At 67.8% G+C, this 22,307-nt stretch carries 14 protein-coding genes and 1 pseudogene; 7 read left to right on the forward strand and 8 right to left on the reverse strand.

What is annotated here, in order from left to right:
• Window positions 1-30: 30 nt before the first annotated feature.
• Together CDN99_RS23735 and CDN99_RS23740 are read right to left on the reverse strand one after the other, a co-directional pair.
• Window positions 31-1,203 carry a benzoate/H(+) symporter BenE family transporter gene (locus CDN99_RS23735; RefSeq protein WP_088387560.1) on the reverse strand — a complete coding sequence of 391 codons (1,173 nt, stop codon included), beginning with the start codon at window positions 1,201-1,203 and terminating at the stop codon, window positions 31-33.
• Between the two features lie 30 nt (window positions 1,204-1,233).
• Complete coding sequence (locus tag CDN99_RS23740) at window positions 1,234-3,072, reverse strand: potassium transporter Kup (protein WP_088387445.1); 1,839 nt, start codon at window positions 3,070-3,072, stop codon at window positions 1,234-1,236.
• Between the two features lie 280 nt (window positions 3,073-3,352).
• Between CDN99_RS23740 and CDN99_RS23745 the strand changes: the two genes are divergently transcribed.
• A complete protein-coding gene (locus CDN99_RS23745) occupies window positions 3,353-4,234 on the forward strand; it encodes a hypothetical protein (RefSeq protein ID WP_141100945.1) in 882 nt (293 codons plus the stop codon).
• Between the two features lie 143 nt (window positions 4,235-4,377).
• Here the strand turns inward: CDN99_RS23745 and CDN99_RS23750 are convergent, their stop codons facing one another.
• Window positions 4,378-7,359, reverse strand: a complete 2,982-nt coding sequence (locus CDN99_RS23750; RefSeq protein WP_088387449.1) for a TonB-dependent receptor plug domain-containing protein — start codon at window positions 7,357-7,359, stop codon at window positions 4,378-4,380.
• A gap of 139 nt (window positions 7,360-7,498) precedes the next feature.
• Here CDN99_RS23750 and CDN99_RS23755 point away from each other — a divergent pair, with 139 nt between their 5' ends.
• Window positions 7,499-8,473 (forward strand): LysR family transcriptional regulator, encoded by a 975-nt coding sequence (locus CDN99_RS23755; RefSeq protein WP_088387451.1) that lies wholly within the window; start codon window positions 7,499-7,501, stop codon window positions 8,471-8,473.
• A 159-nt stretch (window positions 8,474-8,632) separates the two neighbouring features.
• Window positions 8,633-9,817 (forward strand): hypothetical protein, encoded by a 1,185-nt coding sequence (locus tag CDN99_RS23760; protein WP_141100946.1) that lies wholly within the window; start codon window positions 8,633-8,635, stop codon window positions 9,815-9,817.
• Here the strand turns inward: CDN99_RS23760 and gshA are convergent.
• From gshA to CDN99_RS23785, 5 genes are all read right to left on the reverse strand, one after another.
• Window positions 9,808-11,103: a glutamate--cysteine ligase gene (gshA, locus tag CDN99_RS23765; RefSeq protein WP_088387455.1), complete on the reverse strand. Its 1,296-nt coding sequence runs from the start codon at window positions 11,101-11,103 to the stop codon at window positions 9,808-9,810. The two genes, CDN99_RS23760 and gshA, sit on opposite strands and share 10 nt — an antisense overlap.
• Before the next feature lie 91 nt (window positions 11,104-11,194).
• On the reverse strand, window positions 11,195-14,839 hold the full coding sequence (locus CDN99_RS23770) for a hydantoinase B/oxoprolinase family protein (RefSeq protein ID WP_088387457.1): 3,645 nt from the start codon (window positions 14,837-14,839) through the stop codon (window positions 11,195-11,197).
• Window positions 14,840-15,045: 206 nt separating this feature from the next.
• Window positions 15,046-16,581 carry an ammonium transporter gene (locus CDN99_RS23775; RefSeq protein ID WP_088387459.1) on the reverse strand — a complete coding sequence of 512 codons (1,536 nt, stop codon included), beginning with the start codon at window positions 16,579-16,581 and terminating at the stop codon, window positions 15,046-15,048.
• 127 nt (window positions 16,582-16,708) lie between these two features.
• The gene (glnK, locus tag CDN99_RS23780; protein ID WP_088387461.1) at window positions 16,709-17,047 is read right to left on the reverse strand and encodes a P-II family nitrogen regulator; all 339 of its coding nucleotides are present in this window, start codon (window positions 17,045-17,047) and stop codon (window positions 16,709-16,711) included.
• A 71-nt stretch (window positions 17,048-17,118) separates the two neighbouring features.
• A complete protein-coding gene (locus CDN99_RS23785; protein WP_088387463.1) occupies window positions 17,119-17,847 on the reverse strand; it encodes a TorF family putative porin in 729 nt (242 codons plus the stop codon).
• A gap of 394 nt (window positions 17,848-18,241) precedes the next feature.
• Here CDN99_RS23785 and CDN99_RS28775 point away from each other — a divergent pair, with 394 nt between their 5' ends.
• From CDN99_RS28775 to CDN99_RS23805, 4 genes and pseudogenes are all read left to right on the forward strand, one after another.
• Entirely contained in the window at window positions 18,242-18,571 is a 330-nt protein-coding gene (locus CDN99_RS28775) for a hypothetical protein (RefSeq protein WP_158218942.1), read from the forward strand.
• A 27-nt stretch (window positions 18,572-18,598) separates the two neighbouring features.
• Window positions 18,599-19,456 (forward strand): annotated as a pseudogene (locus tag CDN99_RS23795) (magnesium chelatase domain-containing protein); the annotation flags it as partial.
• A 230-nt stretch (window positions 19,457-19,686) separates the two neighbouring features.
• A complete protein-coding gene (locus tag CDN99_RS29680; protein WP_310732495.1) occupies window positions 19,687-20,013 on the forward strand; it encodes an ATP dependent DNA ligase in 327 nt (108 codons plus the stop codon).
• Window positions 20,014-20,126: 113 nt separating this feature from the next.
• A complete protein-coding gene (locus tag CDN99_RS23805) occupies window positions 20,127-22,280 on the forward strand; it encodes a putative bifunctional diguanylate cyclase/phosphodiesterase (RefSeq protein ID WP_141100947.1) in 2,154 nt (717 codons plus the stop codon).
• The last annotated feature ends 27 nt before the right edge of the window (window positions 22,281-22,307 follow it).

Genomic DNA, 22,307 nt, shown 5'->3' on the forward strand with positions numbered 1-22,307 from the left:
CGACGAGCGGCGATGACAGGCGACGAGGGACTACCTCGCGGAACCGCGGAAGTGTTGCACCAAAAGAGAAACCGCACCGGCGACCACGCCCCAGAACGCCGAGCCGACGCCCAGCATCGAGAGCCCGGACAGGGTGACGAGAAAGGTCAAGATGGCCGCGTCGCGGTGCTTCTCTTCCTTCAGCGCCGCCGACAGGCCGCCAGCGATCGTGCCCAGCAGCGCCAGGCCGGCCACCGCCGCCACCAGCTCGCGCGGAAAGGCCGTCAGCAGGCCGACGACCGCGCCGCCGGCCAGGCCGACAACGATGTAGAACACCCCCGCCATCGCCGACGCCGTGTAGCGCCGCGCCGGATCCTCATGCGCCTCGCGGCCCATGCAGATCGCCGCGGTGATCGCCGCCAGGTTGAAGGCATAACCGCCGAACGGCGCGAAGACGATGGACGCGAAGCCGGTGGTGGCGATGGTCGCCGACACCGGCGTCCGGTAGCCCGAGGCGCGCTGCGCGGCGACGCCGGGCAGGTTCTGCGAGGCCATCGTGACCAGGAACAGCGGCAGCGCCACGCCGATCAGCGCCGTCACCGAGAAGCCCGGCGTGACCCACACCGGCTGCGCCCAGCCCCACTCGACGGCCTCCAGATGCAGCCGGCCCTGCGTCGCGGCGACCGCCACGCCGGCCAGCAGCACCAGCGGCGTCGCGTAGCGGGGCAAGAAGCGGCGCGCGAGGACATACGTCAGCGCCATCGTCAGGACCAGCGTCGGGGCGGACCGGGTCGCCAGCACCGCGTCCAGGCCGAAGCGCGCCAGCACGCCGGCCAGCAGCGCCGACGCGATCGCGATGGGGATGCGGTCCATGATCCGTTCGAACCAGCGGGTCGCGCCGGCGATCAGGATCAGCGCGCCGCAGACGATGAAGGCGCCGACCGCCTCCGACATCGTCACGCCGGAGACCCCGGCCAGCAGCGCCGCGCCGGGCGTGGACCAGGCGGTCAGCACAGGCTGGCGCGTCCACAGCGACAGGCCCAGGCTGGTCAACCCCATGCCCAGACCGAGCGCCCAGATCCACGAGCTGGTCTGCGCCGGTGTCGCGCCCAGCGCCTGCGCGGCCTGGAACACGATCGCCACCGAGCTGGTGAAGCCCACCAGCACCGCGACGAAACCCGCCACCGCGGCGGACAGGGACAGGTCTTGCAGCCAGCGTTTCATGGGCAGGAGCATAACGACCGCGGACGGCCGTCAGATCTCGACCTTCGATCCCAGCTCGACGATCCGGTTGGCCGGCAGATGCAGGAAGTCCGCCGCCGCCGCCGCGTTGCGGTGCATGCTGGCGAAGAGCTTTTCCCGCCACAGCGCCATGCCCGAGCCGATCGTCGGGATCACGATGTCCCGCGACAGGAAGTAGCTGGTCTCCATCTCGTCCAGGTGGACGCCATGGGATTCGAGCAACCTCAGCGCGTCCGGCACGTCGGGCTCGTTCTTGAAGCCGAAGTGCAGCGTCACCTGCCAGCAGTCGTTGTCCAGGCTCTCGACCTCGACGCGGCGGTCGAAGCCGATCCACGGCACCTCGTGATGCTTGACGCTGACGAACAGGTTTTGCTCGTGCAGCACCTTGTTGTGCTTGAGGTTGTGCAGCAGCGCGTTGGGCGTCACGCCCTGCTCCGAGGACAGGAACACCGCGCTGCCGGTGACGCGCGTGGGCGGATTGATGAAGACCGCCTCCAGGAAGCTCTTCAGGTCGATCGCGTCCTCGCGCAGCTTGTTGGACAGCAGCCGGCGGCCCTGCTTCCAGGTCAGCATCAGCGTGAACATGCCGATGCCGATCAACAGCGGGAACCAGCCGCCGTGCGCGACCTTGAGCAGGTTGGACGCCAGGAAGGTGGCGTCGATGACGAAGAACACGCCCGTGGCCACGATGCACAGCCACAGCGGATAACGCCAGCCGAAGCGGATCACGAAGAAGGTCATCACCGTGGTGATCGTCATGTCGATCGTCACCGCCACGCCGTAGGCGCCGGCCAGCTTGCTCGACGAGCCGAAGAACGCCACCGCCATGACGACGAAGGCGAACAGGCCCCAGTTGACGAAGGGCACGTAGATCTGCCCGATGTCCCGCACCGACGTGTGCACGATCCGCATGCGCGGCAGCAGGCCCAGTTGCACCGCCTGTTTCGTGACCGAGAACGCCGCCGTGATCAGCGCCTGCGACGCGACGATCGCCGCCAGCGTGGCCAGGCAGAAGAGCGGGATCTCCGCCCAGGACGGCGCGATCAGGAAGAACGGGTTCTTGATCGCTTCCGGCCGGTCCAGCAGCAGCGCGCCCTGGCCGAAGTAGTTGAGCGTCAGCGCCGGCATCACGAAGCCGTACCAGGCGATGCGGATCGGCTTCTTGCCGAAATGCCCCAGGTCGGCGTACAGCGCCTCGCCGCCCGTCACCACCAGCACCACCGCGCCCAGCGCGACGAAGGCGACCCAGCCGTACTGCACGCAGAACTCGACCGCGTAGAGCGGATTGATGGCCTGCAGCACATGCGGGTTGCGCACGATCTGCGGAATGCCCAGCGCCGCCAGCGCCGAGAACCACACCAGCATCACCGGCCCGAAGGCCTTGCCCACGCCGCTGGTGCCGAAGCGTTGCACCGAGAACAGCCCCGCCAGCACCAGCAGCGTGACCGGCACGATGGCGTCGTCGTACTGCGGCATGTAGACGTCGATGCCCTCCACCGCGCCCAGCACCGTCATGGCCGGCGTGATGACCGCATCCCCGAAGAAGATGGCGGTGCCGAACAGCCCCACCAGCATCAGCCCGCGGCGCAGCGACGGTTTCTCGCGCACGGCCGTGGTGGCCAGCGCCAGCATCGCGATCAGGCCGCCCTCGCCGTTGTTGTCGGCGCGCAGGATCAGCAGCACGTACTTCAGGGAGACGACGATCGTCATCGTCCAGAACAGCAGCGACAGCACCCCGAGGATGTTGTCGTGGTTCAGCGGCACGTGGCCGCCATGGAAGACTTCCTTCAGCGCATAAAGCGGGCTGGTGCCGATGTCACCGTAGACGACGCCCAGGGCGCCGACGGTCATGCCGGCCAGGGCGGCGGGCGAGCGTGCCGCGTTGTGTGAACTCACGAAAAGCGCGCGCGGCCCGGCGGGGCCGCGGGAAGTCGAAAGCACGTATTGTCTGCCGTCCGTTGTGCGGTGCGTCAACCCGGCCTCCCGACGTTGCGGGGGTGGGGTTGACGCGCGACGCCGAGTGCGCTTGAACCCGGAAATTTCACCTGCACCCGGCCTGAAACCCGGCGGAAAGGACGGTCACTGACCGCCCCAGAACCGCAGGGAGGTCCCGCGGAAACCGCATCTCGACATGCCCTTCAGGATTTCGCTCTCCCGCATCCCCTTTCTTTCCTGCACCGCACCGCCCGGCTCGCACAAGCCTCGCGACAAGGCGGGAGAAGCCCGCGAGTTGCTGGAGGTGTTCCGGAGCGAAGGCGCCGACGTTGGGCGGCGACTGGACGCCCAACGGCGAGTGCAACCACCGCCGCGACAGACGCTGCCCGTGCGCAATGCCCCTTTGACGGTGATCGGCCTCGTCATCGAGACGACCGACGGCTTTCGCGACCTGCCCGCCGCCTGGGACCACACACGGCCCTCCAACCAGACCGAGGTGGTGACAGTCGGCTTGGTCGCCAACACCCTGGAGCCGGCGCGTCTGGAGAAGTTGCTGACTCGCATCGATCTCGTGCGACAGATCCCGCACACGGAGATCGGCGTGAGCGCGCCGCCCGGCCTCCTGCTCAAGGAGCTGATCAGCGTGGCCAGCCAGTTGCGCGACACCGCGAAGGCGGGCGCCCTGCCCGACGACGGCAAGGCGGCCGTAATGGCGGCCTGCCTCGCCGTCGCCCCGTCGGCGCAGTTCGACGACATGGATCTCGCCGCATTGTGCGCATACGACCTCTACTGCCGGGCAACGATCCCGGCAGCCAGCCGCCGCCAGTCCGCGATCGCCAAGGCCGCGCAGGGATACCACGGCCGGCGGCCCGAGCCACTGCCGGAGGCGGTGCTCGCGCGTGAAGAGCCCAGGACGATCACCGGCAAGACAACGGTGACTGCCGCCATGCCCTCCTCGCGTCCCTGCCGGCGGTGGCGCTTCCGGCAGAACGCGCTACCGCCTGCACCAATCACTGCGCCCTCGGCCGCGCCGTCGCCCTCGGCGCTGCGCACCATGCGGGCGGTCCAGGCGCGCTGACGCGCGATGCAGGACGGGTAGAACCGAGAAGAGAGGAAGCGGATGAAAAAAGGCCGGCACCTCGGGGAGATGCCGGCCTGCAACGAGGATCCTCCAGGAGCGCCGTCGTCATCGGCGTCCCTGGACTTCACAGCTTCAGACGATCACTGGAACGAGTAGTTCGCGCTCAGCGTGAAGCGGCGACCCAGCACGGCGGTCGAGCCGGAGTCGTAGTAGCTGAACACGGTCGGGATGCCGTTCGCACGGTCGTAGTCGTTGAAGATGTTCAACATGCTGGCCGACAGCGTCAGGTTCTTGACACCGCTGTAGGACGCGCCCACGTCGATGGTCTTGTCACGACCGACGCGGCAGCGATTCAGGTTGGTCAGGAACGCGCGCTGCGCGGCCGTCACCGACGAGCACACCGTGCTGGACAGCGGGTCGGCGTGGTTGAAGCGCACCCAGGCACGGGCCATGTCGGTGGTCCAGCGGAAGGTCGCGCTGGCACGCGTCTTGGAGATGTCCGAGTTGGTCGTGCCGACCTGACGCTGCACGTCCTGACCCTTCACCACCAGCTGGTCGAAGCGGGCGGTGTAGGTGCCGTTGACGTTCATGCTGAACTTGCCCCACGACGTGCCCGGCAGACGCAGGTTCAGGTCGTAGTCCAGGCCCGAGGTCTTGGTCCACTCGTTGTTGCCGTACTGGCGCACCAGCATGATGATCGGGCCGCTGTTGGCCACGCCCGGCAGCCAGGTCTCCGGGTTGGGATCGCGCACCACCTGCAGGTTGCTGCTGCTCGGCGCCGAGTTGTACGTGTCCATGATGTCCACGCCACGCTGCGAGCGAATTTCGTTCTTGCGATGGAAGTACCAGCCGTCCAGCGCCAGGTCCGCCCACTTGCTCGGCGTGAAGATCATGCCGAAGGTGAACGAATTGGACTTCTCCGGCTTCAGGTTCGGATTGGCGCTGATGACGGTCGGGATGCTGCCCGGGTTGGTCGTGCCGGCCGGCACCGCGCTGTAGCCCAGCACGTTGCAGTCCCGGTTGTTGGACACCGGGGCCTTGCTGACCGGCGAGTTCGGGTTGCTCGTGTCGCAACGCAGGCTGTCGAAGACGCGGCGCTCCTGGAAGCTGTGGAAGGACAGCGCGAAGGAGTTGCCGATCTGCGAGATCGCCGGCGCGCGGAAGCCCGTCGCGGCCGTGCCGCGGAAGGCCATCAGCGACGGCAGCGCCGACCACTTGAAGCCCAGCTTGCCGGTGGTGCTGTTGCCGAAGTCGTCGAAGTGCTCGAAGCGGGCGGCGGCCTGCAGCTCCAGCTGCTTGACCACTGGCAGGCTCAGTTCCGAGAACGCGGCCACCGACTTGCGGGAGCCCGACGCGCCGTTGGCCACCAGGCCGATGTAGTCGCCGGTGCGGTAGATGTCGTCCGGAATCGCTTCCAGCTTTTCCTTGCGCACTTCGGTGCCCAGCGCGATCGCGGCGTTGCCGCCCGGCAGCGCGAACAGCTCACGGCTGGCGCGGATGTCCCAGGACATCAGGCGCGACTTGCCTTCGTTGTACGCGGTGGAGGACACGCTGGCGATGCCTTCGGCGGTGTTCTGCTTGCCGAAGCGGTAGCTGCCGTTGGCGATGGCGGCGTTCAGCAGCGAGCTGCGCACGCGGCCTTCCTGGAAACGCTCGTTGTTGTTCTGGCTGAACAGCACGGCGGTGTCGAAGTCCCAGCCGTAGGCCGTGCCTTCCAGGCCCGCGGTCAGGCGGGTCGAGCGCAGGATGTTGATGTCGCCGGTGGGCAGATCTTCGAAGCGATAGATCAACTGCACCTGCTGCGGCGTGGCGGTGCCGTTGGTCGGGTTGTCCGGGTGGCCGACCGGCAGGATGATGGTGTCCTGACGCAGGAAGCTGCCGTCCAGCTTCGGCCAGGTGGTGGCGGTCTTGTTGCCCGAGGTGACCAGGGTCGTCGTCAGCGCGTAGGGGACGCGTTGCTCGACCGTCTTGGTCTTCGAGTACATGACGTCCGCGTAGGCCGTCAGGTTGTTGTTGATCGCGTAGGTGCCGCGCACCATGCCGCTCTGACGATCCTGGGCGGTGATGATCTCGTCCGCGTCGTCGAGGTTGAAGCGGCAGAAGCCGTTGCGCAGCGAGGCGGTCGTGGGCAGGAAGCCGTCCGGACGGTTGGGCACGCCCTTGCCGACGGTGCGCTCGTCCGGGCAACCCGACAGGGTGCCCAGGTAATTGGCGCCCGACAGGTTGGTGTTGGCGACGCTGATGCCGCCGATGGTCGTGGAGCCCGACAGGCTGGTCGGCACGCGGTAGTAGTTGCCGTAGAGCGAGGCCGACGAGTCGGGCGTGAAGCGCGCCAGCGAGCCGTTGGAGGTCAGGTACTGGTTCTGCAGCGCGAGGTTGCCACGATCCTTGAGCTCGTTGGCCATCACGTGATCGCGCTTGGACACTTCCAGGCCGCCGAAGACGTTGAAGCGCTGCGTGTCGAGGTTGCCGAAGCCGAAGGTCAGGGCGCCCTTCTTGGTCGCGCCCACGCCCTTGTCATTGGCGCTGTACGAGCCGCTGGCCTCGATGCCCTGATAGTCCTTGCGCAGGATGTAGTTCACCACGCCGGCCATGGCGTCGGAGCCGTACATCGCCGAGGCGCCGTCCTTCAGGATGTCGATGCGCTCGATCGCTTCCTTCGGGATGGTGTTGATGTTGATCATCGTGCCGCGACCGAAGTTCACGTCCACGGCGGCCACCGGTGCCGTGCGGCGGCCGTTGATCAGGATCAGGGTGCCTTGCGAGCCGAAGCCGCGCAGCGAGATGGTCGAGATGCCACCGACGAAGCCGGAAGCGGCGCCGTCGCCGATGGAGCTCAGGTCGACGGCGGAGTTCGCACGCAGCAGGTCCTCGACGTCGGCATAACCCGAGTTGCGAATGTCTTCACGCGTGATACTTTGGACGACCGACGGGGTCTCCTTGTCGGTCCGCTTGATCAGCGTGCCGGTAACCTCGACGCGCTCAAGCTTCTTGGACTCTTCCGCAGGTGCGGGAGCGGCTTGCTGGGCTTGCGCCTGGCTGGCGAAAGCCAGGACGGCCACCGCGGCCCATTGCAGACGATGGGGCATGCGGTGCTGGCGGGAGAAACAACGACGGTCCATTTTTGGAATCACTCCTGTGACAAGACTCGGGGGAGGCGGCACGGATGCTGTCGCGCAGACGACAGCCCATGCCAGTCACGGTAAAGATGTGTTTCCAGGACGTCATGAAGCTTTGTGATGGAACTGTGAACCTTTGGTTATGAATGAGTCATCCACCTCCCCCGAGGCCGCCGAGCACTTCGTCATCCGCCGCATGACGCTCCGACATGCCCGGGTCCTGCTCGCCTTGCAAGACACAGGAAACATCAGCCAGGCGGCGGATTTCCTGCATGTCAGCCAGCCCGCGGTCAGCAAGACTTTGGCCGAGCTGGAGCACGGGCTGGGACAAACCCTGTTCCTGCGGCGCGGACGCAACATGCAACCCACGCCGCTGGGGCGGCGGCTGCTCGAGCTGGCGCGCAAGCTCGATGCCGACCTGCAACGCGCGGCCGGCGACGTGGCCTCGATGGTGCGTGGCGCCTCAGGGGAACTACGGATAGGCGCGACCAATGCGTCGCTCGCGCGGCTGCTGCCGCAAGCGATCACGGCCATGAAACTCGAAAGCCCGCGCGTGACCGTCAGCGTGCGGACGCATGCGCTGCGGTCGCTGTTCTCGGAGCTCCAATCGGGCGGCCTGGACCTGATCGTGGCGCGCACGATGCCGCAGGACGAGCCGCTCGGGCTGGCCCGCCACCCGCTGGGTCCGCAGCCCGAGGTGCTGACGATGAGCGCCCATCACCCGCTCGCGCGCACGCCGCGCTTGAGCTGGGAGGTCCTGGGCGCGCAGCGCTGGATCTGGCACCTGCCGGGCACGCGCACGCGGATGCTGATGGACCGGCTCTGGCAGGAGATGGGCCTGGCGCCCCCGACCGACCTGATCGAAAGCGGCGACGCGATGTTCGCTGTCAGCCTGATGCACGAGATGCCGCTGGTCGCCGTGATGCCGCACGACCTCGCGATGGCCGCCGCCAAACGCGGCGTCGTCGTGATCCTCCCGCATGCGGTGGACCTTGGCCTGGGACCGACCTGCGTCTGGCATCTGCCCGATACGCAGAACGAAGCGGTGGATCGATTCAAGCAGTTGCTGCTGGAACATTCGGCCTGCGAGCCCGTCCTTGCAGGTTCGCTGGCCTAGCCTCTCGTAGCCAAGGAAAGAACAACTGTTGTCACGAGAACCTGAAGGCGCGACGGGCAACTGAACCTGACAACCATGGGATGGTCCCGTGGGCTTGAAAGGTTCCGCATGCCGATCAGTTCAACGACGTCCGCCGCAAGCGCATCGATCATCGCCGGGGTGTCCTCCGGCGACATCGTCCGCAAGAGTTTCGCGCCCGAGCACGAGGCGCTATGGGCCAGGCTGAACGAGCTCAGCCGGGACCTGCCGGTCGACGGCTGCAAGGCCCGGCGTCTGGCGCCAGGCTCGCCGTTGGGGCTGGATGGGCACCGCATCGGCAACGACACGATCGTGATGGCGGCACCTCACAACGGTGCCGCGAACATGGTGAATTGCGCCACCATGCTGATGGATCAGGTGGTCGGGCTAGTCATCGATTTGAGCGCCGATGCGCGCGCCCGCGGGGCACTCGTCGGGCGTTACGCGAGCCCCAGTCTTGACGTCGTCCATTTCAAGGCTGAACCGGCGAAGCTGCCTCCGGAGCTCCCGAGCAGTGTCTTTCCCACGACGCTGTGCATTCAGACCACCGGCGTGGGCAAGACACGCCGCAAGGCTACTCTTTCGCAGCTACGACTGCCCGGCCTGAGCGCGGCCGACATCGACGCGGCGACGCTTCATCAGCTCGCCAGCTACTGCATGCTCCAACGGGAGCGCCATCCGGATCGCACGATCGTGGTGATGTGCAACGACGGTCGGGGGGTCTCCGCCCGTCTGGCCGCCGCTGAAATGCTGCTGAATCTTCGCAATCGGGGCGTCCTGTTGCCGGAGGTGGTGCCCGAGGCGCTGCTCGACATCGCTCGGAACCTGCGCGTGCAACGGGGACGCGGGACCTTGAGCGCCGATGATCTTGCCGTGCTGCTGGAAATGGGCCGAGACATCGCCAAGCGCCAACCCAACAAGCCGCTGACAAAATCGCGTCCCGCGCCGCCGGTGCCGGTGCCTCGCACCCAGTTGCCAGCGGCATCGACGGCAGCAACGCCGTCAGCTGCTCCAGTGCTGCAGAAAGTACCGCCAAAGCGCCCCGGAACAGCTCCCAAGCGCGTCATCCGTCCAAACCCCTCACCCCAGCATCAACTGCCGGCGGCGGCGAGCAACGCGCCGGCCGCCAAGGCGGCCGCGGACAGCCCCCATTGGAACGCGCGAATGCAAGGTCTCTCGGATTCACCGCCGCGCTCGCGCCGCGCCAGGAACTGGGTACTGGTGAACCCCAGCCATCTGATCGCGCGGATCACGCAGGCGAGCAGCACCTTCGTGTTCACGCCCCAGACCTCGCGCCTGGACGGCGCGAAGCCGCCTCAGGCGTAGTCCTCCGCCTCCGGATCGGTCGTCTCCAGCTCGTAGCTGGCCGCGAGCATCGCCAGGCGGCCGATCACGCCGTACATATAGAAGCGGTTGGGCGCGCTGGCGCCGGGTTTCTCGCCCGGCGCCGGCAGGTGCGACGAATGCGCGAAGGCCAGCGGCACGAAGCTGGAACCGGGCGCGTTGAGGTTCTCGTCCTCGGCGCGCTCGGCGTGCACGCGATAGAAGCCGCCGACCACGTAGCGATCCATCATGTAGACGACCGGCTCGGCCACCGCGTCATGCATGCGCTCGTGCGTGACCACGCCTTCCTGCACCAACACCTGGGACAGCGCCGGCACGCTCTTCAGGCCGGCCAGCTTCTCGCGGGCGCGCGGCGCCAGCGCGTCCAGGTCCTTCGCGTCGCGGATCGTCATGATGCCCAGGCCGTGCGTGCCCGCGTCCGGCTTGACGACGACGAAGGGCTTCTCCTGGATGCCGTATTCCTTGTACTTGCGGCGCGTCTTCGTCAGCACCGCGTCGACCTGCGACTGCAGCGCATCCAGGCCCGCGCCGGTGTTGAAGTCCAGGCCATCGACGGCCACCGACTGCGGGTAGATCAGCCACGGATCCATGCCCAGCAGCTTGGCGAATTTTTTGGAGACTTCCTCGTAGGCCTTGAAGTGCTGGCTCTTGCGGCGGTTCGCCCAGCCGGCGTGCAGCGGCGGCAACAGGTACTGCTCATGCAGATGGGTGAGCAGGTCCGGCACGCCGGCCGACAGGTCGTCGTTGAGCAGGATGGTGCAGGGATCGAAGTCCTTCAGCCCCAGCCGCGACCGCTGGCGCAGCAGCGGCTCCAGCGTCAGCGTGGTCGCGTCGGGCAGGGTGATCGTCGTCGGCTCCTTGATCGACTCATCCAGCGAACCCAGCCGCACGTTCAGCCCCGCCATCGTGAAGATGCGCATCAAGGTCGCGACGTTGGACAGGTAGAAGCTGCCGCGGTTCTTCGCCTCGGGCACCAGCAGCAGGTTCTTGGCCTCGGGGCAGATCTTCTCGATCGCCGCCATCGCCGCCTGCACGGCCAGCGGCAGCATTTCCTGGGTCAGGTTGTTGAAGCCGCCCGGAAACAGGTTGGTGTCCACCGGCGCCAGCTTGAAGCCGGCATTGCGCAGGTCGACCGAGCTGTAGAACGGCGGCGTGTGCTCCATCCATTCGAGGCGGAACCAGCGTTCGATCGCCGGCATCGACTCGAGCACGCGCTGCTCCAGTTCATTGATGGGGCCGGTCAGGGCGGTGATGAGGTGAGGGACCATGATGAGCGACGCCTGGACAGCCGGTTGGGGCGGGTGTTCTGATTCTAGGCACGCGCACATGAGGGTCATCCGCCCCATCTCAAGGGGGCGCTCACGAAGTCCCGTACCCTCCCCCGCCGGGCGTGCGAATGACGAAGACGTCCCCCGGCGCCATCTCGACCTGGCCGATGTGGCCCAGCGTCTCGATGCGGCCATCGGCGCGCTCGACGAGGTTCTCCCCGACCGCGCCCGGCTGCCCGCCGGCCATGCCGAAGGCGCCCAGCGTCCGGCCGTTGCTGAGGATCGAGGCCGTCATCGGCGTCAGGAAGCGGATGCGCCGCTCGCCGCCCTCCCCGCCGCGCCATCGCCCGGCACCGGCCGATCCGCGGCGGATGGCGTAGCTGTCCAGCCGGACCGGGAAGCGGAACTCCAGCACCTCCGGATCGGTCAGCCGGGAGTTCGTCATGTGCGTCTGCACCACCGAAGTCCCGTCGAAACCGGGCCCCGCGCCCGAGCCGCCGGAGATCGTCTCGTAGTACTGGTGGCGTGCGTCGCCGAAGGTGAAGTTGTTCATCGTGCACTGGCCGGCGGCCATCACGCCGAGCGCCCCGTACAGCGCGTTGGTCACGCACTGCGAGGTCTCGACGTTGCCGGCCACCACCGCCGCGGGCGGGCGCGGATTCAGCATGCAGCCCTCCGGCACGATCACGTCGATCGGCTTCAGGCAGCCGGCGTTGAGCGGGATGGCGTCGTCGACCAGCGTGCGGAAGACGTAAAGCACCGCCGCCATCGTGATCGACTTGGGCGCGTTGAAGTTGTTGGGTTGCTGCGCGCTGGTGCCGGTGAAGTCCACCGTCGCGCGCCGCGCCGTCGCATCCACCTTCACCGCGACCTGGATGCGCGCGCCGTTGTCCAGCGGCAGGACGAAGGCGCCATCCTTCAGCACCGGGATCACCCGCCGCACCGAGGCCTCGGCGTTGTCCTGCACATGCCGCATGTAGGCCTCGACGGTGGCGCGGCCGAACTGCGCCACCATCGCGTGCAGCTCCTGCACGCCCTTCTCGTTGGCCGCGACCTGGGCGCGCAGGTCGGCCAGGTTCTGCGCCGGATTGCGGCTCGGATGCGGGCCGGACAGCAGCAGCGCGTTGAACTCGGCCTCGCGCAGCCGGCCGCGCTCGACCAGCTTGAAGTTGTCGATCAGCACGCCCTCCTCCGCGATGTCCCTGGAGAACGGCGGCATCGACCCCGGCGTGATGCCGCCGATGTCGGCATGGTGCCCGCGGCTGGCGACGAAGAAACCCGGCGCCGTCTCGCCGTCGAGGAACACCGGCGTCACCACGGTGATGTCCGGCAGGTGCGTGCCGCCGTGGTACGGGTCGTTGAGCACGTAGACATCGCCCGGCGCCATCGCCGGATTGCGGTCGACGACCGAGCGGATCGACTCGCTCATCGAGCCCAGGTGCACCGGCATGTGCGGCGCGTTGGCGATCAGTTGCCCCTGCCGGTCGAACAGCGCGCAGGAGAAGTCCAGCCGCTCCTTGATGTTCACGGAGTAGGCGGTGTTCTGCAGCCGCAGGCCCATCTGCTCGGCGATGTTCATGAACAGGTTGTTGAACACCTCCAGCACGACCGGATCGGCCTCGGTGCCGAGCGCGCCGGCCCGCGCGCGTTCCCGGACACGCGTCAGCAGCAGGTCGCCGCCGGCCTGCAGCTCGGCCCGCCAGCCGGCGTCGACGACGGTGGTCGCGTTGCGCTCGGCGATGATCGCCGGCCCGTCGATGCGGGCGCCGGGCAGCAGGTCCTCGCGGTGGTGCAGCTCCGCGTCGCGCCAACCGGCCGGCTGCTCGTCGGCCAGGCAATACATGCGCACGCGCTCCCGCGGCGCGGGGTGATGGGGACGGGCGACGACGGCATCGGGCGGTGCTGCCAACGAGGCCCCGGCGGCCAGGCATTCGACGGACACCGCCTCGATCACCAGCGCGCGATCCGGCATCAGGAAGGCGAAGCGTTGGCGATACGCCTGCTCGAAGGCCGCGCGGATCGCGGCGATCGCCGCGGGCGGCGCCTCCTCCAGCGGCAACGGGCAGGTCAGCGCGGTGTCGGTGCCCTGATAGCGGATCTGCGCGCGGGCGATGGTGCGCAGCGCATCGGGGGCGACGCCTTGCCGCGCCAGCTCCCGGGTCGCCTGCTCGCCCAGCGTCGCGGCCGAGGCGCGCGCCGCGGCCAGGCCCGCGTCGTCGAGCAGTTGCTCGATCGACGCCTCGCGCATCGCGATCTGGTCGGCCAGGCCCATGCCGTAGGCGCTCAGCACGCCGGCGAAGGGATGCGCCAGGATGCGCGTCATGCCCAGCGCGTCCGCCACCAGGCAGGCCGCCTGCCCGCCGGCGCCGCCGAAACATTGCAGCGTGTAGCCGGTGACGTCGTAGCCGCGCGCCACCGAGATCCGCTTGATCGCGTTGGCCATCGCGCCGACGGCGATCTGGAGCGCGCCGGCCGCGGCGTCCTCGGCGCTCACGGGCTTGCCGGCGCCGGTCATCGCGGTGGCCAGTTCAGCGAAGCGCTGGCGGACGACCCCGGCGTCCAGCGGCGCGTCGGCCGCCGGCCCGAAGACCTTCGGGAAGTGATCGGGCTGGATGCGGCCCAGCATCACGTTGGCGTCGGTGGTCGCCAGCGGCCCGCCGCGGCGATAGCTGGCCGGGCCCGGGTTGGCGCCGGCCGACGCCGGACCGACACGCAGGCGCGCGCCGTCGAAGGCGATCACCGAGCCCCCGCCCGCCGCCACCGTGTGGATGCTCATCATCGGCGCGCGCATGCGCACGCCGGCGACCTCGGTGTCGAAGGCGCGTTCGAATTCACCGGCGAAGTGGCTGACGTCGGTGGACGTGCCGCCCATGTCGAAGCCGATCACCTTGTCGTGCCCCGCGGCCTGCGCCGTGCGCACCATGCCGACGATGCCGCCGGCCGGGCCGGACAGGATCGCGTCCTTGCCCTGGAAACGGCGCGCCTCCGTCAGGCCGCCGGAGCTCTGCATGAAGAACAGGCGCACGCCGGGCATCTCGGCGGCGACCTGGTCGACGTAGCGCCGCAGGATCGGGCTCAGGTAGGCGTCGACGACGGTGGTGTCGCCACGCGGGATCAGCTTCATCAACGGGCTGACCTCGTGCGACACAGATATCTGGGTGAAGCCGATTGCCTCGGCGAGGCGCCTGGCCGCCAGCTCATGGCCGGGCGCGCGCCAGCCGTGCAGGAACACGATCGCGCAGGCGCGCAGGCCGGCGTCAAAGGCGGCGCGCAGGTCGGCACGCAGCGCGGCCTCGTCCAGCGGCTGCAGCGCGACGCCCTGCGCATCGACGCGTTCGTCGGCCTCGATGACTTGCTCGTAGAGCAGCTCGGGCAACTGGATATGGCGCTCGAAGAGCCTGGGCCGCGCCTGCGTCGCGATGCGCAGCGCGTCCCGGAAGCCCCGCGTCGTCACCAGCAGCGTGCGGTCGCCCCGGCGCTCCAGCAGCGCGTTGGTCGCCACGGTGGTCCCCATCCTCACGCAGTCGACGAGGTCCGCGGTGATGCGCTCGCCCGCGCTCAGTCCGAGCAGCCGCCGGATGCCCTCGACCGCCGCGTCGCGGTAGTGCTCCGGGTTCTCGGACAGCAGCTTGAGCGTGCGCAGGCTGCCATCCGGCGCGCGGCCGACCAGGTCGGTGAAGGTGCCGCCGCGGTCGATCCAGAACTGCCAGCGATCGGGACGGGGGGTGGCTTGCATCGTTGATTCCGCAGGTTCTTCGGGAGGTGGGGGAGTCGGTTCCCCGAATGTTGCAGCAAAAGCGCGAGGACGAAAAAAAGCCGCCCTGGAGGGGCGGCTTCAACATTGCAGGAGACTTCTTGTGTTCGCCCTGTTCCGGCCCCGACACGTCCGCCGAGGGCGATGCAGGGACCGAGCGCTGGGCTCGGGTTCACGAGATCACGAGATCACTTGTGATACGCGGTCTCGCCGTGGGACGAGATGTCGAGGCCTTCGCGCTCTTCCTCTTCGTTGACACGCAGGCCGATGACCAGGTCGACGATCTTGAAGGCGATCACCGAGACCACGCCCGACCACACGATGGTCAGCAGCACGGCCTTCAGCTGGGTGAAGACCTGCGCGCCGATCGAGTAGGCATCCGGCGCGATGGCCGTGGCGGTGACCCAGTCGCCGACGGCCGAGGGGCCGCCCAGGCTGGGCGAGTTGAAGACACCCGTCAGCAGCGCGCCGACGATGCCGCCCACGCCGTGCACGCCGAAGACGTCCAGCGAGTCGTCCGCGCCCAGCAGCTTCTTCAGTCCGGACACGCCCCACAGACAGGCGAAGCCGGCGACCAGGCCGATCACCAGACCGCCGCCGATGCCGACGTTGCCCGCCGCCGGGGTGATCGCGACCAGACCGGCCACGGCGCCCGACGCGGCGCCCAGCATCGAGGCCTTGCCCTTGAGCAGCGCCTCGCCCACGCACCAGGCCAGCACGGCGGCGGCGGTGGCGAACAGCGTGTTGATGAAGGCCAGCGCGGCGAAGCCGTTGGCTTCCAGCGCCGAGCCGGCGTTGAAGCCGAACCAGCCCACCCACAGCAGCGAGGCACCGACCATCGTCAGCGTCAGGCTGTGCGGCGTGAACGCTTCCTTGCCGTAGCCGATGCGCTTGCCGACCATGAAGGCGCCGACCAGGCCGGCGACCGCGGCGTTGATGTGCACGACCGTGCCGCCGGCGAAGTCCAGCGCGCCCCATTGCCAGATCAGGCCGGCCTTGCTGTTCATCTCGTCGACGACGGCGGCGCTGGTGTACGCGTCGGGGCCCATCCAGAACCAGACCATGTGGGCCATCGGCGCGTAGCTGAAGGTGAACCACAGCACCATGAACAGCAGCACCGCGCTGAACTTGATGCGCTCGGCGAAGGCGCCCACGATCAGGCAGCAGGTGATGCCGGCGAAGGTGGCCTGGAAGGCGGCGAAGACGATCTCCGGGATCACGACGCCCTTGCTGAAGGTCGCGCCGTTGACGAAGGTGCCGGCGACGTTGTCCCAGATGCCCTTCATGAACAGCCGGTCGAAGCCGCCGATGAACTTGTTGCCCTCGGTGAAGGCCAGGCTGTAGCCGTACAGGGCCCACAGCACGACGATCAGCGAGAAGGTCACCATCACCTGCATCAGCACCGACAGCATGTTTTTGCTGCGCACCAGGCCGCCGTAGAACAGCGCCAGGCCGGGGACGGTCATGAGGATCACCAGCAGGGTGGAGACCATCATCCAGGTGGTGTCACCCTTGTTGGGGACGGGCGCCGGCGCGGCGGCGGCCGAGGCGGCTTCCGCGGGGGCGGAGGCGGCCGGTGCCGCGGGAACCGCGGCGGGCGCGACGGCGTCGCTCGCCGCGACCACGGACGCCGGCGCGGAGGCCGCGTCCTGCGCCCAGGCCGCGGGGGCCAGGGAGGTGAAGGCTGCCGCGGCCAAGGCCAGGCAGGCAAGGAGTTTCTTCATGATCGGGACTCTCTTCGTTGGATCTAGGGGATCGGCGGAGCGCGCATCGGCTGCGGCGGCTCACCCTCGGACACAGTGACTGCGACGGACTGCGAAGGCGGCTGCCCGGGGGCGGCCGCGGCGCGGATCAGAGCGCGTCCTGACCGGTCTCGCCGGTGCGGATGCGGATCACCTGGTCCAGCGGGGAGACGAAGACCTTGCCGTCGCCGATCTTGCCGGTGCGCGCGGCGTTCTCGATGGCCTCGATGACCTGCTCGACGACGGCGTCGGACACGGCGGCCTCGATCTTGACCTTGGGCAGGAAATCGACGACGTACTCGGCGCCGCGGTACAGCTCGGTGTGACCCTTCTGGCGGCCGAAGCCCTTGACCTCGGTGACGGTCAGCCCCTGCACGCCGATGGCGCTGAGGGCCTCCCGCACTTCATCCAGCTTGAAGGGCTTGATGACGGCGGTGATCAGTTTCATGACGTTTTCTCCTCGACGTGCGTTCCGCCGGACGCCCCGCGCCAGGTCGGCGCGGGGGGCCGGATTCAGATTCAGAAGACCTTCTTGATGGACACGACCACGCCGTTCTTGCCGAGGTCCTTGCCCTTGCCGCCGATGTAGGCGTCGGTGCTGGTGGCGACGAAGCCGGCGCCGAAGGTGAAGCCCTCCCAGTCCTTGTTCACCGTCAGCGAGTAGTCGGTGTAGCTGGAGGCGCTGTTGTTCTTGACCTTCTGGTGGCCGACGTGCGGCGTCAGCGTGAAGCCGGCGCCGACGTCGAAGGTGGCGCTCAGGTCCAGGTAGCCGCTGCCCTTCGAGTCGGCGAAGCCGAACAGGTTGCTGATGCTGTGGGAGTACTTCAGCGTGGCGGGACCGTAGGAGACCGCGCCGTACAGCTCGTTGGTGTTGGCGCTGACGGGGAGCTTGTTGCTGGGGTAGTTGTAGCGCAGGAAGCCGACATCCACCGTGACGCCGGCGCCGACTTCGGTCTTGTAGCCGGCGTAGGTATCGATCTCGACGCTGGCGTCGCCGCCGCTGTCCTTGATCCACTTGATCGTGGAGCCCCAGGCGCCGATGTAGAAGCCGCTCGAATGCGCGTAGTCCACGCCGCCTTGCAGCGCAGGCTGCAGGCGCGTCTGCGAGATGCCGCGATAGCGGTAGTCGGAGGTCAGGCTGGCGTTGAACGACAACGGGTTGGCGGCCTCCTGCGACCGGGCCGGCAAGGCGGTGGCGGCGAGCGCGGCGGCTAGCACGGGGGCGACGACGGCGACGATGGATTTCATGCGCTGGAGCTCCTGTTGATGGGGCGGCGTGGGCTGACTGCTTTCGGATGCAGGCTTTGCAGCTTTTGTGCCAGGGCCGGTCGGCCCCAATCCGGCTCACGAAGAGACGCGCAGTTGCGAACGGCGCCCCGTCAAGCGCCAATCCGCACCAAAACCATGCACGAGCGGGGGATTGGTTAACCCTTGAAACGCCCCAACGGGGTGCTAGGCGTGAAAAGAGTCGCTGGGGACACTGGCGGCCTGGTGACCCGAGTGGGTGAGGAGGAGATGGCGATGAACGCGATGAGAGCGGCTGCGCAGGTCCAGGCTTTGCCGAGGGCGATGGCGCCTGTCCCCGCTCGAATCACGAGCACGGCTGTGCTTCAGAGTGGTCGCGATCGGCCTTGCGGCAGCCGTGCTGGCGCTGATCGCAACCACGCTTCACTGGGTGGTTGCAGCGTTCGTCGACGGCCTGTGGACGCCGGAGTCCCAGCATGCAGCGGTGGCGGTGGCGGTGGCGGTGGCGGTGGCGGTGGCGGTGATCAGTCTCCTGATCGTCGGCGCGATCGTGCGGGCTATAGGCAGGGTCCGCGCCACCTTCCCGCTGACGGTCAGGCGAGACATCGCGTCCCGCGCCGTGTCTACGCCGACCACCGCCCCGTCGCCGGACTTGCCCGGCATCGAGTGGCTCAAGGCGGTCACCGACGCCATCGCCACCGTCCTCAAGGGCATCCCCCCGCGCTGAGTTGAGCGCGATCACCGGCGTGAGCTCATGTCCCTGTCCATCATCCACAGCCGCGCCCTCGACGGCCTGTCCGCCGCGGCGGTCGACGTCGAGGTGCACCTTGCCAACGGCCTGCCGAGCTTCACGCTGGTGGGGCTCGCCGACATCGAGGTCAAGGAATCGCGCGAGCGCGTCCGCGCCGCGCTGCAGAGCAGCGGGCTGGACTTCCCGGCCAACAAGCGCATCACGGTGAACCTGTCACCGGCGGATCTGCCGAAGGAAGGCTCGCGCTTCGATCTGCCGATCGCGCTGGGGCTGCTGGCCGCCAGCGGGCAGGTCGACGCGGACCTGCTCGGCAACATCGAGTGCGCCGGTGAACTCGGGCTGTCCGGCGAGTTGCGGCCGGTGCGCGGCGCGCTGGCGATGGCGCTCGCGCTGCGCGCGGCGAAGCTCGACCGCGAGCTGATCCTGCCGCGCGGCTGCGCGGACGAGGCCGCCCTGGTGCAGGGGCTGGTGGTGCGCGAGGCATCGCATTTGCTGGACCTCGTCAACGCCCTGCAGCCTCGGAGCGACGCACCGCTGACGCGCGTGCAGCGCGATCCGCCCCCAACCCACGAGGCCCTGGCCGACCTGCATGACATCAAGGGGCAGACGGGTCCCAAGCGCGCGCTGGAGGTCGCGGCCGCCGGAGGCCTGAGCCTGCTGCTGGTGGGGCCGCCGGGCACCGGCAAGTCGATGCTGGCGCAACGGCTGCCGTCGCTGCTGCCGCCGCTGGAGGAGGCGCAGGCGCTGGAGTCCGCCGCGCTGCTCAGCGCCAACGGCCAGTTCCGGCCATCGCAATGGGCGAGACGGGCGTTCAGGGCGCCGCATCACAGCGCGTCGGCAGCGGCGCTGATCGGCGGCGGCTGTGAGGTTGCCGAATCGTTGCGACAAATGCGAAATCGCTGCGACCTGAACTCCCACTAAGGGGTTGCAACTCCAGGCGCCGCGTGATGCCGAGGGAAGCGATTAAGACGCCCTACTGCTCGGGGTAGAACTCTTCAACCTGGGCCGCGTTGCATCGTCCAATCCCCAAGCTCGCTGCGCGAGCCTACGTCTTTCACGCGTTCGACCAGCGCCGCGTATTGCTCACCGCAGTGCGCTTGCTACGCAGATCCGCGTTGCAGCCCGCCGTCGACGCGAGCCAGCTCAAGCCGTGCCGCTGGACAAAGCGAGTTCCAGGCACTGAAGGTTGGGTCAAGCCAATGACCGTGGTCGAAGTGGCTTTTTCCGAATGGACGCCAGACGGCCAGATCCGCCACGCGACCTTCAGAGGAGTTCGCACCGATAGGCGGGCAAACACCATCGTGCGGGAAGGCGCGAGCATGCCCGCCGCACAGCTCGCGAAGGGAGCCGCACGCGTCGCACCGCCGCCTTCAGTTGCGAAAGGAAAGTCGGCGTCACCATCTATCAAGATCAGCTAGCGCAGCGAATCGGGGTCGTTCGACCGCGAATTCCGTAGAGGTTGACGTAGGCCACCCTGCCATGCAAGCTTGCCCATAGGTGCATCGTCAGAGTGCATTCAGGGGGCTTGTTCATGTCGATCGTCCATCCCGGTAAATCGGGATCTTCCACCGCGCCTCGCTCGGAGCCCGATGGCCGGCAGCGGCTGGCCGATCGACCTATCTCGTTTGGCATCCGCGCCCGAATGCTGGCGGCGGTAGGTGCCGCCTGCGTGACCGTGCTTGCTTTGACTGGCGCCGTGATAGCCGTCCAGTTGGGCGCCATCGAGACATCAGCCAGGTTAGAGGCTCGCAATCTGGCAGCGTCGGTTGCCTATAGCGTTGCGTTCAATCAGGACTCGTTGCAAGCCTATGTCGAAGGCTTGGACGACCTCTACAAACGCGACCTGTTCATCGTCGATCGTGAGCGGCGGACGATGGCGGACATCGTACAGTCTGAGCTCGGCGAGATATACCGCGAAGACCGCGGTGGAGAAATCGAGGCCACCATGCGCGACGGCGTGGCGCGAGGTTTTGTCGAGATCAGCGCGCAACATCCCAGCGGCGCAAAGCAGCTGGTGGTGCCGCTTCACGACGCGCCCCGGCCGAACGCGCGCATCGTCGGTGCGGTTGTGCTGGAGTACACCGAAATCGCGCGCCAGCTCTTCGAGGCTGAGGTAGGTACGCTATATCTGGTGGGGATAGCCGGACTTGCGGCATCTCTCGGCATCGCGGTCTTCGGCCTGCGCGTCACCAGCAGGATTGTCCGCGGCGTTCGTCAACTCCACCAGGCCGTGCGCGAGTTCTCGCGCGAAACACCCCCACCGCCGCTGACGCCACAGGACCGCGATGAGATCGGCGAACTGACGCTGGCCTTCAACGCCATGTCTGAAGATCTGCAGCAGAGCTACCGCGAGTTGCTGCTGGAGACGGAGATGGCCAACGAGGCCGCCCGCCAGGTGGAGATCCTCGCCTACACCGACAAGCTCACCGGCCTGGCCAATCGAACCCAGTACGCGCGCTCGATGGCGCAGGCGATGGCTGAGGCGGCCCGCTACCAGCGTCGGCTCGCGTTGGTCGTCGTCGACCTGGATCGTTTCAAGAACGTCAACGACACGCTCGGACATGAGGCCGGCGACGCGTTGCTGATAGAGATGGCCGAGCGTCTGAGTCGGTGCATGCGTGAAAGCGACCTGATCGCCCGCATGGGCGGTGACGAGTTCGTGCTGCTGCTTCCCGAAGTGGATCAGCCGGAGCGCTTGGGCGTCGTCGCACGCAAACTGCTGAAAGCGTTGTCGCAGCCACTCCGCCTTGAGGGTCAGGAGTTGCGTGTGACGGCCAGCGTGGGCATCAGCATCTATCCCGAGGACGGCGGCGACGAGCCGACCCTCATGAAGCACGCGGACATCGCGCTGTATCAGGCCAAGGAGGACGGTCGCAACGGCTTCGCCTTCTACTCCCCGGCGCTGAACCGCCATTCGATCGAACGCCTGGCCTTTGAGACGGAACTGCAGCGCGCGTTCGACCAGGGTCAGTTGCAGGTGCACTACCAGCCCAAGGTTCTGGCGGCCGATGGTCGCATCAAGGGCGTGGAGGCCTTGTTGCGATGGCCGCACCCGGAAATGGGCGCGGTATCGCCTGCCAAGTTCATCCCGGTGGCAGAAGAGACCGGCCTGATCGTGCCGCTTGGACGTTGGGTGCTGGAGGAAGCCTGTCGTCAGCAGGTGGCTTGGAAACGTGAAGGTCGGCCGGACTTGGTCATGGCGGTGAACTTGTCCGCGCGACAGTTCTCGGACGAGGCCCTGTTCGACGACGTCGCCTCGATCGTGACTGCGACTGCGATTGATCCGGGCAACCTGGAGCTGGAAATTACCGAGAGCATGCTGATGCGCGACATCGAACGCGCGTCATCGTTGCTGGGACGCTTCAAGCGCATGGGCTTGCGACTGGCGGTCGACGACTTCGGCACGGGATACTCATCGCTCGCCAACCTCAGACGCTTCCCGATCGACACCCTCAAGATCGACCGGGCGTTCGTGCGTGATCTGGAAGGCAGCGGGGAGGATCAAGCCATCGCGCAAGCCATCATCACGATGGCCAAGTCGCTGGGCTTGAACGTCGTCGCCGAGGGCGTCGAAACCCTGCCGCAGGTGGACTTTCTGCGCGACCGGGGTTGCGACGAATTGCAGGGCTTCTATTTCAGCAAGGCGGTACCGGCGCAGGAACTCTTGGCGCTGTTGAGCCGCTGACCCGTTCATGACCGATCCACGATGGAG

Source organism: Roseateles aquatilis (assembly GCF_002205645.1).
GTDB lineage: Bacteria > Pseudomonadota > Gammaproteobacteria > Burkholderiales > Burkholderiaceae_C > Roseateles > Roseateles aquatilis.

What these genes read in the sequence shown, in the direction of transcription:
- CDN99_RS23735 (WP_088387560.1), bottom strand. Translation starts at nt 1,203, where the DNA reads ATGAAACGCTGGCTGCAAGACCTGTCCCTGTCCGCCGCGGTGGCGGGT.
- CDN99_RS23805 (WP_141100947.1), top strand. Translation starts at nt 20,127, where the DNA reads ATGTCGATCGTCCATCCCGGTAAATCGGGATCTTCCACCGCGCCTCGC.
- CDN99_RS23750 (WP_088387449.1), bottom strand. Translation starts at nt 7,359, where the DNA reads ATGGACCGTCGTTGTTTCTCCCGCCAGCACCGCATGCCCCATCGTCTG.
- gshA (WP_088387455.1), bottom strand. Translation starts at nt 11,103, where the DNA reads ATGGTCCCTCACCTCATCACCGCCCTGACCGGCCCCATCAATGAACTG.
- CDN99_RS23775 (WP_088387459.1), bottom strand. Translation starts at nt 16,581, where the DNA reads ATGAAGAAACTCCTTGCCTGCCTGGCCTTGGCCGCGGCAGCCTTCACC.
- CDN99_RS23740 (WP_088387445.1), bottom strand. Translation starts at nt 3,072, where the DNA reads ATGACCGTCGGCGCCCTGGGCGTCGTCTACGGTGACATCGGCACCAGC.
- CDN99_RS23745 (WP_141100945.1), top strand. Translation starts at nt 3,353, where the DNA reads ATGCCCTTCAGGATTTCGCTCTCCCGCATCCCCTTTCTTTCCTGCACC.
- glnK (WP_088387461.1), bottom strand. Translation starts at nt 17,047, where the DNA reads ATGAAACTGATCACCGCCGTCATCAAGCCCTTCAAGCTGGATGAAGTG.
- CDN99_RS23755 (WP_088387451.1), top strand. Translation starts at nt 7,499, where the DNA reads ATGAATGAGTCATCCACCTCCCCCGAGGCCGCCGAGCACTTCGTCATC.
- CDN99_RS23770 (WP_088387457.1), bottom strand. Translation starts at nt 14,839, where the DNA reads ATGCAAGCCACCCCCCGTCCCGATCGCTGGCAGTTCTGGATCGACCGC.
- CDN99_RS23785 (WP_088387463.1), bottom strand. Translation starts at nt 17,847, where the DNA reads ATGAAATCCATCGTCGCCGTCGTCGCCCCCGTGCTAGCCGCCGCGCTC.